At 72.6% G+C, this 15,682-nt stretch carries 12 protein-coding genes; 5 read left to right on the top strand and 7 right to left on the bottom strand.

Annotated elements, in window-relative coordinates; genetic code table 11:
- Positions 1-40 precede the first annotated feature (40 nt).
- Together AB0947_RS18705 and AB0947_RS18700 are read right to left on the bottom strand one after the other, a co-directional pair.
- A complete protein-coding gene (locus AB0947_RS18705) occupies positions 41-721 on the bottom strand; it encodes a hypothetical protein (protein WP_366751417.1) in 681 nt (226 codons plus the stop codon).
- A gap of 68 nt (positions 722-789) precedes the next feature.
- Positions 790-2,115 carry a DUF2252 domain-containing protein gene (locus tag AB0947_RS18700; protein WP_366751416.1) on the bottom strand — a complete coding sequence of 442 codons (1,326 nt, stop codon included), beginning with the start codon at positions 2,113-2,115 and terminating at the stop codon, positions 790-792.
- 222 nt (positions 2,116-2,337) lie between these two features.
- Here AB0947_RS18700 and dnaE point away from each other — a divergent pair, with 222 nt between their 5' ends.
- On the top strand, positions 2,338-5,877 hold the full coding sequence (gene dnaE, locus AB0947_RS18695; RefSeq protein WP_366751415.1) for a DNA polymerase III subunit alpha: 3,540 nt from the start codon (positions 2,338-2,340) through the stop codon (positions 5,875-5,877).
- A gap of 81 nt (positions 5,878-5,958) precedes the next feature.
- Here the strand turns inward: dnaE and AB0947_RS18690 are convergent, their stop codons facing one another.
- A complete protein-coding gene (locus AB0947_RS18690) occupies positions 5,959-6,126 on the bottom strand; it encodes a hypothetical protein (RefSeq protein WP_171157207.1) in 168 nt (55 codons plus the stop codon).
- A gap of 223 nt (positions 6,127-6,349) precedes the next feature.
- Here AB0947_RS18690 and AB0947_RS18685 point away from each other — a divergent pair, with 223 nt between their 5' ends.
- From AB0947_RS18685 to AB0947_RS18670, 4 genes are all read left to right on the top strand, one after another.
- Complete coding sequence (locus AB0947_RS18685; protein WP_366751414.1) at positions 6,350-7,567, top strand: NYN domain-containing protein; 1,218 nt, start codon at positions 6,350-6,352, stop codon at positions 7,565-7,567.
- Positions 7,568-7,626: 59 nt separating this feature from the next.
- A complete protein-coding gene (locus AB0947_RS18680; RefSeq protein ID WP_366751413.1) occupies positions 7,627-8,640 on the top strand; it encodes an ABC transporter ATP-binding protein in 1,014 nt (337 codons plus the stop codon).
- A 112-nt stretch (positions 8,641-8,752) separates the two neighbouring features.
- Positions 8,753-9,574, top strand: a complete 822-nt coding sequence (locus AB0947_RS18675) for an ABC transporter permease (RefSeq protein ID WP_366751412.1) — start codon at positions 8,753-8,755, stop codon at positions 9,572-9,574.
- A 34-nt stretch (positions 9,575-9,608) separates the two neighbouring features.
- On the top strand, positions 9,609-10,235 hold the full coding sequence (locus AB0947_RS18670) for an AAA family ATPase (RefSeq protein ID WP_366751411.1): 627 nt from the start codon (positions 9,609-9,611) through the stop codon (positions 10,233-10,235).
- Positions 10,236-11,397: 1,162 nt separating this feature from the next.
- On the opposite strand, the gene ybaK is transcribed toward AB0947_RS18670, so the two are convergent.
- The 4 genes from ybaK to AB0947_RS18650 form a co-directional block, all read right to left on the bottom strand.
- A complete protein-coding gene (ybaK, locus tag AB0947_RS18665) occupies positions 11,398-11,898 on the bottom strand; it encodes a Cys-tRNA(Pro) deacylase (protein ID WP_366751410.1) in 501 nt (166 codons plus the stop codon).
- Between the two features lie 18 nt (positions 11,899-11,916).
- On the bottom strand, positions 11,917-12,657 hold the full coding sequence (locus tag AB0947_RS18660) for an LON peptidase substrate-binding domain-containing protein (protein WP_366751409.1): 741 nt from the start codon (positions 12,655-12,657) through the stop codon (positions 11,917-11,919).
- Between the two features lie 11 nt (positions 12,658-12,668).
- A complete protein-coding gene (locus AB0947_RS18655; RefSeq protein WP_366751408.1) occupies positions 12,669-13,742 on the bottom strand; it encodes a hypothetical protein in 1,074 nt (357 codons plus the stop codon).
- A gap of 184 nt (positions 13,743-13,926) precedes the next feature.
- Complete coding sequence (locus AB0947_RS18650; protein WP_366751407.1) at positions 13,927-15,504, bottom strand: oxidoreductase; 1,578 nt, start codon at positions 15,502-15,504, stop codon at positions 13,927-13,929.
- Between the last annotated feature and the right edge of the window lie 178 nt (positions 15,505-15,682).

The following is a 15,682-nucleotide window of genomic DNA, read 5'->3' as shown; positions in this document are numbered from 1 at the left end:
ACAGGACGTACGCGGGATACGTGTGGGGGACTGCTGGTGCTCAGGCGAATGCCGGTGAGCACGGCGGTCCACGCCGTCCCAGGGAGTGCGTGAGGAGCCGGTCGCGGGCGGCGGCGCGGCGCGGGGCCGGGCGGGGCAGCCGGCGGGACGGCCGCGGCCGTGCGGCGACCGCGGCCACCGCCAGCAGCAGCGGCCGGAACGTGGTCGCGGCGACCGCCCGCAGCAGCTGGGTCAGTGCGCGCTCGCCCCGGCGCAGCCAGGCGGCGGCGAGCAGCCCCACGCCGATGTGCGCGGCGAGCAGCAGCCAGGCGGCGGCCGGGCTGGCGTGGGCGAGCACCGCCCCGGCATGGCCGGGAGCGCCGGTCATCCCGGTCAGCGGGGTGCCGACCCGGCCCTGGCACAGCACGTCCAGGCCGACCGCCCGCAGCGGACCGGCGACCGGGCCGCCCGCCCGGCCGTAGCAGGTGTCCTGGCCGGTGGTGAACACCGTGTCGGCGGCCAGTTCCAGCGGCACCAGCAGGGCCGCGATCCGGCCGAAGCCGCGCTCACCGCCCGCCAGCGCGTACGCGGTGACGAACACCCCGGCGGCGACGGCGCCCACGGTCGCCAGCGGCAGCGGAGCACGGGACAGCAGCACGTGCGACGCGGTGCTCAGCGTCACGACGAAGGCCGTGAACAGCGCCGCGCGCACGGCTCTGAGCTGGATCCCGGATATGTCCATAGCGAAAGGAGAGTCTGTCACGTACGCGGGTAAGGGACCCCTAAAGAGTGCCTGTGAATCCGCGAAGGTTACAGCCCCGGAATCCGGCCGTTGCGGAACAGGTCGACGAAGATCTGGTGATCGGCACGCGCGCGTGCGCCGTAGCCGTGCGCGAAGTCCACCAGCAGCGGAGCGAAGCCCTCCTCGTCGGCCGCGAGCGCCGCGTCGATGGCCCGCTCGGTGGAGAACGGCACCAGGGACTCGCCGGAGGTGTCGTCCGCCGCCGCGTGCATGGTCGCGGTGGCCCGGCCCAGGTCGGCGACGACGGCCGCGATCTCCTCCGGGTCGTCGATGTCGCCCCAGTCCAGGTCCACGGCGTACGGCGAGACCTCGGCGACCAGCTGGCCGGCGCCGTCCAGCTCGGTCCAGCCGAGCCACGGGTCGGCGTGCGCCTGCAGGGCGCGCTGGGAGATCACCGTGCGGTGGCCCTCGTGCCGGAAGTACTCCGCGATGGCCGGATCCGTGATGTGCCGGGAGACGGCCGGGGTCTGGGCCTGCTTGATGTAGATCACGACATCGTTCTCCAGGGCGTCGCTGTGGCCCTCCAGGAGGATGTTGTACGACGGCAGGCCGGCCGAGCCGATACCGATGCCCCGGCGGCCCACGACGTCCTTCACCCGGTAGGAGTCCGGGCGGGCCAGGGAGGAGTCCGGCAGCGTCTCCAGGTAGCCGTCGAAGGCCGCCAGGACCTTGTAGCGGGTGGCCGCGTCCAGCTCGACGGAGCCGCCGCCCGGTGCGAAGCGGCGCTCGAAGTCGCGGATCTCGGTCATCGAGTCCAGCAGGCCGAACCGGGTCAGCGAGCGGGCGTCACGCAGCGCGTCCAGCAGCGGGCCCTGCGCGGTGTCCAGCGTGAACGGCGGCACCTCGTCCCGCTTGGCGCCGGTGGCCAGGGCGTGGATGCGCTCGCGGTAGGCGGCGGCGTAGACCGTCACCAGCTCGGTGATCTGCGCGTCGCTGAGCGCCTTCGCGTACCCGAGGAGCGCGACCGACGCCGCGAAGCGCTTCAGGTCCCAGGTGAACGGGCCGACGTAGGCCTCGTCGAAGTCGTTGACGTTGAAGACCAGGCGGCCGTTGGAGTCCATGTACGTGCCGAAGTTCTCGGCGTGCAGATCGCCGTGGATCCACACGCGCGAGGTGCGCTCGTCCAGGTACGGCCCGCCGCGCTTCTCGGCGTCGAGGTCGTGGTAGAAGAGGGCCGCCGTGCCCCGGTAGAACGCGAAGGCCGAGGCCGCCATCTTGCGGAACTTCACCCGGAACGCGGCCGGGTCGGCGGCCAGGAGCCGGCCGAAGGCGGTGTCGAAGACGGCGAGGATCTCCTCGCCGCGCTGCTCCTCGTCGAGCTGGGGGACCGACATCGCGGGGTGCCTCCTGGTGCGTTACCTGTACGACAGCGTCTCTGCCGTACCCAACGCACGAAGGTACGCGTAGGTGCCCGCCCGTCGCCCGGTCGCCACCCTTGATCGAGGCGCTTCGCGCCGCGTCTTCATCCCGGTGTCAGTGGCGCGGCATAGACTTCGACGCTGACCCCAGAACCGTCCGCCAGCCCGTCGCCGAGTGTTTCCCCCGGAGGACTCACCGTGTCAAAGCCGCCCTTCACGCACCTGCACGTCCACACCCAGTACTCGCTGCTGGACGGTGCCGCGCGGCTGAAGGACATGTTCAACGCGTGCAACGAGATGGGCATGACGCACATCGCCATGTCCGACCACGGCAACCTCCACGGGGCGTACGACTTCTTCCACTCCGCGAAGAAGGCCGGAATCACCCCGATCATCGGGATCGAGGCGTATGTCGCCCCCGAGTCCCGGCGGAACAAGCGCAAGATCCTCTGGGGCCAGCCGCACCAGAAGAGGGACGACATCTCCGGTTCGGGTGGTTACACCCACAAGACGATGTGGGCCGTGAACAGGACCGGCCTGCACAACCTCTTCCGGCTCTCCTCCGACGCCTACGCCGAGGGCTGGCTGCAGAAGTGGCCCCGGATGGACAAGGAGACCATCGCCCAGTGGTCCGAGGGCATCGTCGCCTCCACCGGCTGCCCCTCCGGCGAGGTGCAGACCCGGCTGCGCCTCGGCCACTTCGACGAGGCACTCAAGGCCGCGGCGGACTACCAGGACATCTTCGGCAAGGACAGGTACTTCCTGGAGCTGATGGACCACGGGATCGAGATCGAGCGCCGGGTCCGCGAGGGCCTGCTCGAGATCGGCAAGAAGCTCGGCATCCCGCCCCTGGTCACCAACGACTCCCACTACACGTACGCGCACGAGGCCGGCGCCCACGACGCCCTGCTGTGCATCCAGACCGGCAAGAACCTCTCCGACCCCGACCGCTTCAAGTTCGACGGCACCGGCTACTACCTGAAGTCCACGGACGAGATGTACGCCATCGACTCCTCGGACGCCTGGCAGGAGGGCTGCGCCAACACGCTCCTCGTCGCCGAGATGGTGGACACCACCGGCATGTTCGAGAAGCGCGACCTGATGCCCAAGTTCGACATCCCCGAGGGCTACACCGAGGTCACCTGGTTCCAGGAGGAGGTCCGCCGCGGCATGGAGCGCCGCTTCCCGGGCGGGATTCCCGAGGACCGCCAGAAGCAGGCCGAGTACGAGATGGACGTCATCATCCAGATGGGGTTCCCGGGCTACTTCCTCGTGGTCGCCGACTTCATCATGTGGGCCAAGCGGCAGGGCATCGCGGTCGGCCCCGGCCGGGGCTCCGCGGCCGGCTCGATCGTCGCCTACGCGCTCGGCATCACCGACCTCGACCCGATCCCGCACGGCCTGATCTTCGAGCGGTTCCTCAACCCCGAGCGCATCTCGATGCCCGATGTCGACATCGACTTCGACGAGCGCCGGCGCGTCGAGGTGATCCGGTACGTGACGGAGAAGTACGGCGCCGACAAGGTCGCCATGATCGGCACCTACGGCACCATCAAGGCCAAGAACGCGATCAAGGACTCCGCGCGCGTGCTGGGCTACCCGTACGCGATGGGCGACCGCATCACCAAGGCCATGCCCGCCGACGTCCTCGGCAAGGGCATCCCGCTGTCCGGCATCACCGACCCCAGCCATCCGCGCTACTCGGAGGCGGGCGAGGTCCGCGGGATGTACGAGAACGAGCCGGACGTGAAGAAGGTCATCGACACCGCGCGCGGTGTGGAGGGCCTGGTCCGGCAGATGGGCGTGCACGCCGCCGGCGTGATCATGTCCAGCGAGACCATCACCGAGCACGTCCCGGTCTGGGTGAGGCACACCGACGGCGTGACCATCACCCAGTGGGACTACCCGAGCTGTGAGTCGCTCGGCCTGCTGAAGATGGACTTCCTGGGCCTGCGCAACCTCACGATCATGGACGACGCCGTCAAGATGGTGAAGGCCAACAAGGGGATCGACATCGACCTCCTGAGCCTCCCGCTCGACGACCCGACCACCTTCGAGCTGCTCCAGCGCGGCGACACCCTCGGCGTCTTCCAGTTCGACGGCGGCCCCATGCGGTCCCTGCTGCGGCTGATGAAGCCGGACAACTTCGAGGACATCTCCGCCGTGTCGGCCCTGTACCGGCCGGGCCCGATGGGCATGAACTCCCACACGAACTACGCGCTGCGCAAGAACGGGCAGCAGGAGATCACGCCGATCCACCCCGAGCTGGAGGCGCCGCTCACGGAGGTCCTGGACGTCACCTACGGCCTGATCGTCTACCAGGAGCAGGTGCAGAAGGCCGCCCAGATCATCGCGGGCTACTCGCTCGGCGAGGCCGACATCCTCCGCCGTGTGATGGGCAAGAAGAAGCCGGAGGAACTGGAGAAGAACTTCGTCATCTTCCAGGCCGGCGCCCGCAAGAACGGCTACAGCGACGAGGCCATCCAGGCGCTCTGGGACGTGCTGGTCCCCTTCGCCGGCTACGCGTTCAACAAGGCGCACTCCGCCGCGTACGGCCTGGTGTCGTACTGGACGGCGTACCTGAAGGCGAACCACCCCGCCGAGTACATGGCCGCCCTGCTCACCTCGGTCAAGGACGACAAGGACAAGTCGGCGGTCTACCTCAACGAGTGCCGCCGCATGGGCATCCGGGTGCTCCCGCCGAACGTCAACGAGTCCGAGGCCAACTTCGCCGCCCAGGGCGACGACGTGATCCTCTTCGGCCTGTCCGCCGTCCGCAACGTCGGCACCAACGTCGTCGAGTCGATCATCAAGTGCCGCAAGGCGAAGGGGAAGTACGCCTCCTTCCCCGACTACCTCGACAAGGTCGACGCGGTGGTCTGCAACAAGCGCACCACCGAATCGCTGATCAAGGCCGGCGCCTTCGACTCGATGGGCCACACCCGCAAGGGCCTCACGGCCCAGTACGAGCCGATGATCGACAACGTGGTCGCGGTCAAGCGCAAGGAGGCCGAGGGCCAGTTCGACCTCTTCGGCGGCATGGGCGAGGAGACCAGCGACCAGCCCGGCTTCGGCCTCGATGTCGAGTTCACCGACGACGAGTGGGACAAGACCTATCTGCTCGCCCAGGAGCGGGAGATGCTCGGCCTGTACGTCTCCGACCACCCCCTCTTCGGCCTGGAGCACGTGCTCTCCGACAAGGCGGACGCGGGCATCGCCCAGCTCACCGGCGGTGACTACGCGGACGGCTCGGTGGTGACCATCGGCGGCATCATCTCCGGCCTCCAGCGCAAGATGACCAAGCAGGGCAACGCCTGGGCCATCGCCACCGTCGAGGACCTGGCGGGCTCCATCGAGTGCATGTTCTTCCCGGCCACCTACCAGCTGGTGTCCACGCAACTCGTGGAGGACGCCGTGGTGTTCGTCAAGGGCCGCCTCGACAAACGCGAGGACGTGCCCCGGCTGGTCGCCATGGAGCTGATGGTCCCGGACCTGTCCAACGCGGGCACCAACGCGCCCGTGGTGCTCACCATCCCGGCCGTGAAGGTGACCCCGCCGATGGTCAGCCGCCTCGGCGAGATCCTCAGCCACCACAAGGGCGACAGCGAGGTCCGGATCAGGCTCCAGGGCCCGCGCAAGACCACCGTGCTCCGCCTGGACCGGCACCGGGTCAAGCCCGACCCGGCGCTGTTCGGCGACCTGAAGGTGCTGCTCGGCCCGTCCTGCCTGGCCGGCTGACGCCCGGCGGAAGACACCGAAGCGAAGGGGCGCACCCTCGACGGGTGCGCCCCTCACGTGTGCCCGGGCTTCAACTGCCCTTTAGTTGTGGCCGAAGCTCTTCTGCTTCTTGCGCGCGGCCTCCGAAGGGCTGCCCGGGGCGTGCGCCATGGGCGGCTCGTGCTCCTCCGCCTGCGGACGCTGCGCGTGCTCGGACTGCGAAGCGCGGTTCTGCGGGCCGGACTGCTTGCGGTTCTTGTTCTTGGCCATGGTGATGCCTCCTGTGGGGGATCTAGGGGCCAGGGCCGGGACCAGATTCACATACGCTGACATCAAGCGCATGTCGGATAATTACCGTGTGTGACAGGGCTGGTGGGCGTACCGGAACCGCAAACGCCACGCCGAAGATCGAGTTCGGGCCGTTAACCCCCGCGTGGTCGGGCAGACTCGAAGGAAGTCCGAAGCAAAACCTCCCGGGAAGAGGGTGAGTCGCGTGGACCGCTGCATCGTCCTGGTGGACGCCGGGTACCTGCTGGGTGCCGCCGCCAGCCTCCTCGCCGGCGAGCCCTCGCGGTCCCGGATCACCGTCGACCACGCCGCGCTGATCCAGGCGCTGCGGGAACGCGCGGAGTCGGACACCGAGCGCCCCCTGCTGCGCATCTACTGGTTCGACGGCGCCCCCGACCGGGTCCCCCAGCCGGAGCATCGCCGGCTGCGCGTGATGCCCCGGGTCACCGTCCGCCTCGGCGCCCTCACCCGCAGTGACGGACGCTGGGCGCAGAAGGGCGTCGACGCCGCCATGCACGCCGAACTGACGGAGCTGGCCCGCAACCGCGCCTGCTCCGACGTCGTCCTCGTCACCGGCGACGGCGATCTGCTGCCCGGCATGATGGCCGCCAAGGAGCACGGAGTCGCCGTCCACCTGTGGGCCGTCCAGGCCGCCGACGGCGACTACAACCAGTCCGAGGACCTGGTCGCCGAGGCCGACGAGCGGCGCGTGCTGGACCGGGCCTGGATCACCCAGGCCGTCCGCGCCAAGGAGCTGACCGGCGTCTGCGCCCCGCAGCCCGCGCCCCGCCCCGAGATCGCCGCGATCCTCTCCGCGCCGCTGCCCGAGTCCGCGCTCGGCACCGCGGCCGAGCGGCCCGCCGAACAGCCCGCCCACCCGCCGGCCGCGGCAGAGAACGGCGCCCAGGAGCGGGTGAGCGCACCCAAGGGCGTCCCCACCCCCAAGGACCTGGCCGCGCTGCGCGCGCCCGGCGCCCAGTCCGTGCAGCACCCGGCGACCGCGACCCTGCGCTGGTCCTCCGACAAGGGCTGGGTCGACCGGCCGGGCGCGGTGGCCGAACCCGCCGAGGTCGCCTCCATGCCGACGCTGGCCCAGCTCACCACCGCCGAACAGCGGTGGGCCGACCGGGAGGAGGACATCACCACCGTCGGCGGCGATCCGTACGAGGTCGGGCAGGTCTTCGCCCGCCGCTGGATGTCCCGGCTCGGCGACCAGGGCCATCTGCAGCGGCTGTCGCAGATGTACCCGCGCATCCCGCACCGGATCGACGGGGAGCTGCTGCGGTACGCGGCGCGGTTCGGGCTGCTCGCGCACAAGGACGACCAGATCGACGAGCACGACCGTTACGCCATTCGGGCGGGGTTCTGGCGGGAGATCGACGTCCCGGCGGCGGCCGAACAGCACGCGCCCGCCGCGGACTGAACGCCGGAGCCGCCCCCCAAGGGCGAGTAAAGGCCCCGGACCCCGTAGGCTCGTCCTTTGTGAGCACGCGCGCGGGACAGGCACTTCGGTACGACGAGGTCGTACGCGCGCGCGGGCTCGGCAAGACCTACCCGGCCGTCAAGGGCCGGCGGGGCGCCCCGGCCACCCCCGAGGTGCGGGCCACCGACGGAGTCGAACTGGACGTGCGGCGCGGGGAGGTCTTCGGACTGCTCGGCCCCAACGGTGCCGGGAAGTCCACCCTCGTGCGGCAGCTCACCGGGCTGCTGCGGCCGGACACCGGCAGCGTCGAGATACTCGGCCACGACATCGTGCGCCATCCCGAACGGGCCGCCCGGCTCCTCGCCTACCTGGGCCAGGAGTCCACCGCCCTGGACGAGCTGACCGTCTCCCTCGCCGCCGAGACCACCGGGCGCCTGCGCGGCCTGGACGTCCGGCGGGCGCGGGCGGAGCGGGACGCCGTGCTGGAGGAACTGGGGCTGACCCCGATCGCCGGACGGGCGCTGAAGAAGCTGTCCGGCGGTCAGCGGCGGCTCGCCTGCTTCGCCGCCGCGCTCGTCGGGGAACGGCCGCTGCTCGTGCTGGACGAGCCGACCACCGGCATGGACCCGGTGGCCCGGCGCGCGGTCTGGGCGGCCGTGGACCGACGGCGTGCCGAGCGCGGTACGACCGTGCTGCTGGTCACCCACAACGTCATCGAGGCCGAGACGGTGCTGGACCGGGTCGCCGTGCTCGACCAGGGCCGGGTCATCGCCTGCGACACCCCCGCCGGACTCAAGGCGCGGGTCGCCGGCGAGGTGCGGGTGGAGCTGGTGTGGCGGGAGCGGGCGCCACTGGAGGTGCCCGAGGTGGCCGTGCTGCGCGAGCGGGCCGTGGAGTCCGGCCGGCGCTGGACGCTCCGGCTCGCGCCCGAGGAGGCCCGCGCCGTCGTCGCCACGGTGACCGGCGGGGCCGCCTTCGCCGCGCTGGACGACTTCACGCTCGCCACGCCCAGCCTGGAGGACGTCTACCTTGCGCTGGGCGGCGCGGCCCGGCAGGGGCTGGTGAAGGCATGAGCGCACCGGCCATGGAATGCGTACGGGTCCGCGTGACCGCCGCGGCGAGGACGACCGCCGGGGTGAGCAGGCCCGCCGTGGCGACTGCCGTAGGGAAGAGGAGCAGCCCGTCGTGAGTGTCGTACCCGCCGAGGTTCTGCCGGGCGGTGCCCGGACCGTACCGGACGCGGCGGCCGGCGCGGCCGAGCTCGGGCCGTCCGCGCGGCTGTGGCCGTCGCTGGTGGCCGTCTACCGGGCGCAGCTGTCCCGGGCCCGGGTGGCGCGGATCCCGCTGCTGTTCGTGGCCACCTTCCAGTCCATCGGCATCACCGTGATGATGCGCGGTGTCGTCGACAGCGGCCACGAGGCCCAGTCCGTGGTGGCCGGGTCCTCCGTGCTGGTCGTCGCGTACGTCGCGCTGAACCTGCTGTCGCAGTACTTCGGGCACTTGCGGGCCAGCGGCGGGCTCGACCACTACGCCACGCTGCCGGTGCCGCCGGCGGCCGTGGTGCTGGGCGCGGCGGCGGCCTACGCCTCCTTCACCGTGCCGGGGACCTTGGTGACGGCCGTCTTCGGCTGTGTGCTGTTCGGGCTGCCGCTGTCCAACCTGTGGATCCTGGTGGCCGTCATCCCGCTCGCCGGGGCCGCGCTGGCCGGGCTGGGCGCCGCCTGCGGGCTGCTCGCGCCCCGGCCGGAGCTGGCCACGCTGCTGGGCCAGCTGGGCATGTCGGCGGCGCTGCTGCTGGGCGTGCTGCCGGCCGACCGGATGCCGGAGGCCGTACGGCTGGCCCGTGACCTGCTGCCGTCGACCTATGGCGTGGAGGCGTACGCGCGGACCTTCACCGCGGACCCCGACTGGGCCGTCGTCCTCGCTGACCTGGGGGTGTGCGCGGGTGTCGGCGTGGTCTCGCTGGCCGTGGCGGCCTGGGCGTACCGCAGGGCCGCCGTCCGGTGACGCGGCCCACAGCGCGACCTGGCACGATGGTCGGGTGACCGCACCGCTGACTCCGCCTCCTCCGCCGCACGAGAACTCCCCGCACCAGGTCTGGCAGGCGCCGCCGCCCGCCGGGACGCCGGACGCGGGCGCGTACGAACAGGACGGCCCCGGGATGAAGACGGAACTGCGGGAGGCCGCCGTGATCACGGTGGCGATGGTGCTCGGCGGAGTGCTGCTGGGACTGCTGTGGTGGTGGCTGGCGCCGCACGTGCCGCTGATCGCTGACGAGGTCGGCAAGAACTGGGTCGTCTACGTCAAGGACAGCGAGGGCGAGCAGGCGATCGGGGTTGACGGAACGTTCACCCTGCTGGGGCTCGCCTTCGGGCTGGTCAGTGCCGTGGTGGTGTTCCTGCTGCGGCGGCGCGGCGGTGTGCCGCTCGTGGTGGCCCTCGGCCTCGGCGGGCTGCTCGGGTCGCTGCTGGCCTGGCGGCTCGGGGTGTGGCTGGGACCCGAGTCCGACGTGCTGGCGCACGCGCGGGCCGTGGGCAAGGGGGTGACGTTCCCGGCACCGCTGAAGCTGTCGGCGAAGGGGGCGCTGCTGGCGTGGCCGTTGGCGGGTCTGCTGGCGCACCTCGGACTGACCGCGCTGTTCGCCCCCCGGGACCCCGAGGTCCCCTGACCCGGGGCTCCGCCCCCTGGCCTGCGCCCCTCAGGCGAACGGGACGGGCGTCCGATCCGCACCGGCACCGCCTCCGTCAGCTTCGCCGGGTCACCCGGCGCCGGCCCGGCATCCGGGCCCCGGCGGCCCGCCGAAGTGGTCCGGGGCTGCCGTCCGGGAACTCCCGGCCGGGCCGGTGACGGGCGGGCGCCTGCCCTGGTGACCCAGGGTTGCTGCCACTAGGACCCTTGGACCGCGCCCCTCCACGACCCGTCTGGGCCAGCCGCGTCCGATCGGCGCCGGCATCGCCTCCGTCAGTTCCGCCGGGTCGCCCGCGTCGGCCCGACTTCCGGTCCCCGACGGTCTGCCGAAGTGGTCCCGGGCTGCCGCCTGGGGACCCGGCCGCGACCCGTCTGGCCCGGCTGGCAGGCGAACGGGTCGGCGCCCGGGTCAGCCGCGTCTGATCGAGGCCGGCACCGCCTCCGTCAGTTCCGCCAGGTCGCTAGGAGGCTCGCGAGGTCACCCGGCGCCGGCTCGGCCTCCAGCCCCCGGCGACCCGCCGAAGTGGTCCGGGGTTGCCGCCTGGGGACCCGGCCGGGACCCGTCTGGCCCGGCCGGCAGGCGAACGGGTCGGCGCCCGGGTCAGCCGTGTCCGATCCGCACCGGCACCGCCTCCGTCGGTTCCGCCAGGTCGCTAGAAGGCTCGCCAGGTCACCCGGCGCCCGCTCGGCCTCCAGCCCCCGGCGGCTCGCCGAAGTGCCCCGGGGCTGTCTCTTGGGAACCCGGCCGCGACCGTCTGGGCCGGTGACAGGTGGACAGGCGAACAGGTGGGCGCCCGCCCAGGGCTCGCGCAGGACCCCCGGGGCCGTGCCCCTCCGCCGTCCGTCCGTCTGAGTCGGCCGGCAGGCGAACAGGTGGCCGCCCGCCCAGGGCTCGCGCAGGACCCCCGGGCCCGCGCCCCTCCGCCGTCCGTCCGTCTGAGTCGGCCGGCAGGTGAACAGGTGGGCGCCCGCCCAGGGCCCGCGCAGGACTCCCGGGTCCGTGCCCCTCCGTCGGCCGCCCGTCTGAGTCGGCCGGCAGGCGAACAGGTGGGCGCCTGTGCGGGTGACCCGGAGTTGTCCCGGTCAGGGGCCCCGGGGCGTGGTTCTGCGCCACCACTCGGGCCGGCTGGCCGGCGGACGGGTCAGCCGCGGCCGATCGGCGCCAGCACCGCCTCCGTCAGTTTCGCCAGGTCGCCCGGTGCCAGCTCGACCTCCAGGCCCCGGCGGCCCGCCGAGACGCAGATCGTGGCGTGGGACTCCGCCGAGTCGTCAATGACCGTGGGGAGCCTCTTGCGCTGGCCGAGCGGGGAGATGCCGCCGCGGACGTAGCCCGTGGTGCGTTCGGCGAGGGCCGGGTCGGCCATGGCCGCCCGCTTGCCGCCCACCGCCGTCGCCAGGGCCTTCAGATCCAGCGAGCCGGCCACCGGGACCACACCGACCACCAGGGAGCCGTCGACGTCGGCCACCAGGGTCTTGAAGACGCGGTCGGGGGAGACGCCCATCGCCTGCGCCGCCTCCTCGCCGTAGGAGGGGTGGGACGGGTCGTGGTCGTAGGCGTGGACCGTGAAGTCCACGCCCGCCGCCGTCAGGGCCACCGTCGCGGGCGTGCCCCCGGACTGCTGCTTCTTCGACTTCTTCGCCATAAGGGTGCCGGGTTTCCCTCAGTTCAGACTCGTCGGCGTCCGCGTCAGCTCGAACGCGGGCAACGACGGCAGACTACGGATGATGGACGTCTCCGCGCGAAGGAGTTTCAGCTCGTCCCGGAGCCGGGAGGCGGTGTCCGGGGCCTGGAGCAGCCGTTGCTTGGTCGGCGTGTCGTGCACCATCGCGGCGGCCACCAGGTACGACACCACACCCGGGTCGTCCGGCAGGTCCGTACCGGTGGACAGCGAGCGCTCACGGGCGCCCGCCAGCCGCTTCTGGTACTGGCGGAAGGAGCGCAGCACGCCCTCGGCCAGCGCGCCCGCCTCGTCCCCGGGCTCCTCCGGCAGCTCCTCCAGCTCGGCGGTCAGGAACGGGCCGGACGCGTCCACGGACAGCAGGCGGACGCGCGTCGTGCCCGTCGCCAGGACCTCGAAGGTGCCGTCGGACCGCTCCCGGATGGTCGCCGCGTCCGCCACACAGCCCACCCCGTGGAGGGCCTTGAGCGGGTCGGGGCCGAAGCCGGCGGCCGGCCCCCGGTCGGGCTCGGCCGTGGGGTCGGGCATGCCCGGGGCGCTCGGCGCGACCTCGTGGCCGTCGCGGATGGCGACGACGGCGAAGCGGCGCGGCTCCTCCTCGGGAGTCTTCAACAGCGCGCGCATCATGGCGCGATAGCGCTCCTCGAAGACGTTCAGCGGCAGCACGAGCCCCGGGAACAGCACCGAGTTCAGCGGAAAGAGCGGCAGACGGACGGTGGTCACGGCGCCCCAGCCTAGTGGTCGGCGGCGCGAACGTGTCCGCCGTGCCCGTCGAGGGGGTCCCGGGACGCCGTCAGCAGCCGGGCCGGGACGGGCCGCGGGCCCGCCGTCTCCAGGTGTTCGCGCACGCGCAGGAAGTGGCCGAGCGGGTCGTCCGAGAGCCGGTCCCAGGGGAAGGAGGTGGCGTACGGGCCGATCAGGCGCAGCTGGGTGAGGGCGTCCTCCCGGCGGTCCAGCCGCAGCAGGACGTACAGCAGTTTGTTGCGGACCTCGGCGGGCCACGGGTCGGCCGCCGGGAAGCGCCCGGACAGCTCGATGGCGCGGTCGGCCGCCGCGTCCAGCCGGGCGCGCGGCACGTCGGGGCCGCAGCCGTCGGTCAGGCAGCCGAGGGCCGCGCGGGCGGGCAGCGCCTGGACGAGCGAGTCGGCCGGGGCGTCCTGCGCGGCCCGTTCGGCGAAGTCGAAGCACGCACCGTGCGAGCCATGAGGGGTGTGGGGCGTGTCGCCCCACTGGGCGCAGCAGAAGGCGGCCAGGTAGCGCAGGGCGGCCACGTGGCAGCCGTAGTGGTGCGGGGCGCGCCGGACGGCCGCCTCCCACAGCTCCTCGAAGTAGCGGTGCCCGGCCCGCGAGCCGCGCGCGTGGTCGAGCGCGATCCGCCAGGGCACCGGGTCGCGGTCGTCGGCGCGGGCGGCGGCGGTGATGAGCGGGCTCACCTCGCGCAGCAGCTCGGCCCGGGCGGGCGAGGGCCAGGCCCGGTCCACCGCCAGCTGGGCCCCGAGCAGCAGGACACCGGGGTCGTCCGGGGCGGCGGCGCGCCACTGCTCGTACCACTCGGGGCGTGAGCGGGCGAAGGCGGCCAGGCGCCGTACGTACCGGTCCCGGTTCTCCCACTCGGCCGTGGTGCGGGTGGCGGCAAGCAGGCCGGCCGCGGCGGCGTACTCGCCCCGGCCGGCCGCGACCAGCGCGGGCGAGAGGCGGTCGTCGGGCGCGTCGAGGACGGTCTCGTCCCCGGCCGGCGGGTGGCCGGCCGGGCGGGCGGAGCGTTTGGTCATCCGGGTGGGGCGGATGAACGAGGGCAGCAGAGCCATGGTTCGACCATTGAAAGTCCGCAGGTCGGGGCGGCGCCAGAGGGCCTGGGCAAGTCTGGGAAAGTTGTACGGCCGCAAGTCAAGGGACGGTAAAGGGTGATTGTACGTTTTGTGTGAGGTGTGTGCGTGCGGGGCGGATTCCGTCCGCCGTCGATGAACGGCGCCGCCCTCGCGCCGGTTTCCGTCAGCTGCGCCGCAGCAGCCGGGTCGCGCCCGCCGCCACCGTCGTCGCCAGGACCCAGCCGATCAGGATCAGCGCCGCCGCCAGCCACTGCCAGCCACCGCGCAGCTGCCACTGGCCGGCCTGGCCCAGGTCGATCACCGGCAGCAGCAGGTCCAGCGTGAACAGCGCCGGGCTCCAGACCGGATGGCCGCCGGAGCTGACCGGCGGGGGGCCCGCCCGGGTGAAGGCGAGCGTGCCCGCCGCCCACAGCACCGCCATCCACACCGCCGCCCGTCCCGGACGGTAGCCGTAGGCGACCGTCCAGTCCTGGAGGAAGCCCCAGCACTTTCCGGCCAGCGGCAGCGTCTCGCGCCGCCGGCGCTGCTTGGCGAGCAGCACCTCGCGCGCGTCCTCGTCCTCCCCGGCCGCGCGCAGCACCGCCGCCAGCCGCTCGTACGGCTCCGGGGCGTACTCGGCGGTGGCCGCCGCCACCCAGTCCAGGCGCTGGGCCAGCGGGAACGGACCCTGCGGCACCAGGCTCTCGTAGGTGAACCCGCCCATGTGCAGACTGCCCGCGTCCGGCCAGCTGCTCGCCCGGTCCACCAGGTTCACGACCCGCGCGCCGGACAGCACCACCTTGCCGCGCTCCGGCTTGTCCCCGAGGAAGCGCAGCTCCGGCGTCTGCACCCGGCGCAGCGACAGCTCCTGGTCGTCGGTGAGGGCGAACCGGGCCCGCTCCAGGTCGACGGCGTCCCCGAACCGCCCGTCGTCCAGGCGCACCCCGCCCCGGGACTCGAACCGCTGGATGCGCGTCCCGCGCGCGGGTGTGGTGCCGCTCAGCAGCGGGTTGCCCACGCCGGCCGGGGTCAGGTACAGGGTCCGTTCGACCGTCAGCTGGGGGGCGTTCAGGGCGAACCGGGCGTAGGGGTTGGCGAGCCTGGCGCCGCGCAGGCTGAGCGAGACGCCGATCTGGGCGCCGCGCAGGCTGAACTCGCCGTGCGACTCCAGCATCTCCGCCTGGAGGTCCTGGCCGACGGTCAGGCCGTCGGCCGCGATCGACCGCCCGCCGCGGTCCCGGTACGCGACCGCCTGGTTGAGCAGCAGATCGGTGCCGATGTGCGCGTCTGTCAGCCGCACCCCGTTCTGGAACCGGCAGCGCGGCAGGTGCAGGTCACCCTCGGTGTGCACGCGGGCGGCCTCCAGCCGCGGCACCGCGCAGTCCACCAGGCGCAGGGTCGTGAACCGGGCCTCCGGCAGCCGGATCTCCTCGTCGAAGCGGCAGCCGCGCAGCTCCACGTACGGGGTGACCTGGCCGCCCGCCAGGTCCAGCGGGCCGGTGACGCGCACGCCCACGAGCTTCAGCGCGGGCACCCGGCCGGCGAGCGCCGGCGGGCCGTCGAGGAGCAGCCAGCAGACGATCCGGGCCCGCACGGTCCGCTCCGGGCCCCACGGATGCCCGCCGTGCGGATCGTCCACCGCGAAGTCGCCGCTGCTCAGGTCGTACACGCTGCCGTTGCGGAAGGCCTGCCACATGCCCGCCTCGGTCGCGGTCAGGTCGTCCGGCAGGTCCCCCGTGCGGATGCCGGCTCCCTCGGTCACCGTTCCCCTCTTCTCTCCTCTTCCGGTTCGCTGGATTTCGTATCTTCCGGTTCGCTTGATTTCGTACAGCCGTTCATGCCCTCTGTGACCGGCGGGACACCACCCGTGAAGGTGATCTTCCGGGTTCCGGCCACCCTCTGTACCAGTCATTGGTCCACGGTCTGTATCAGCCATTGAT

This window comes from Streptomyces sp. NPDC047841, from assembly GCF_040704085.1.
Lineage (GTDB): Bacteria > Actinomycetota > Actinomycetes > Streptomycetales > Streptomycetaceae > Streptomyces > Streptomyces argyrophylli.
Note: the sequence above shows the minus strand (reverse complement) of the source record. Positions and strands in the feature narration are given on the sequence as shown.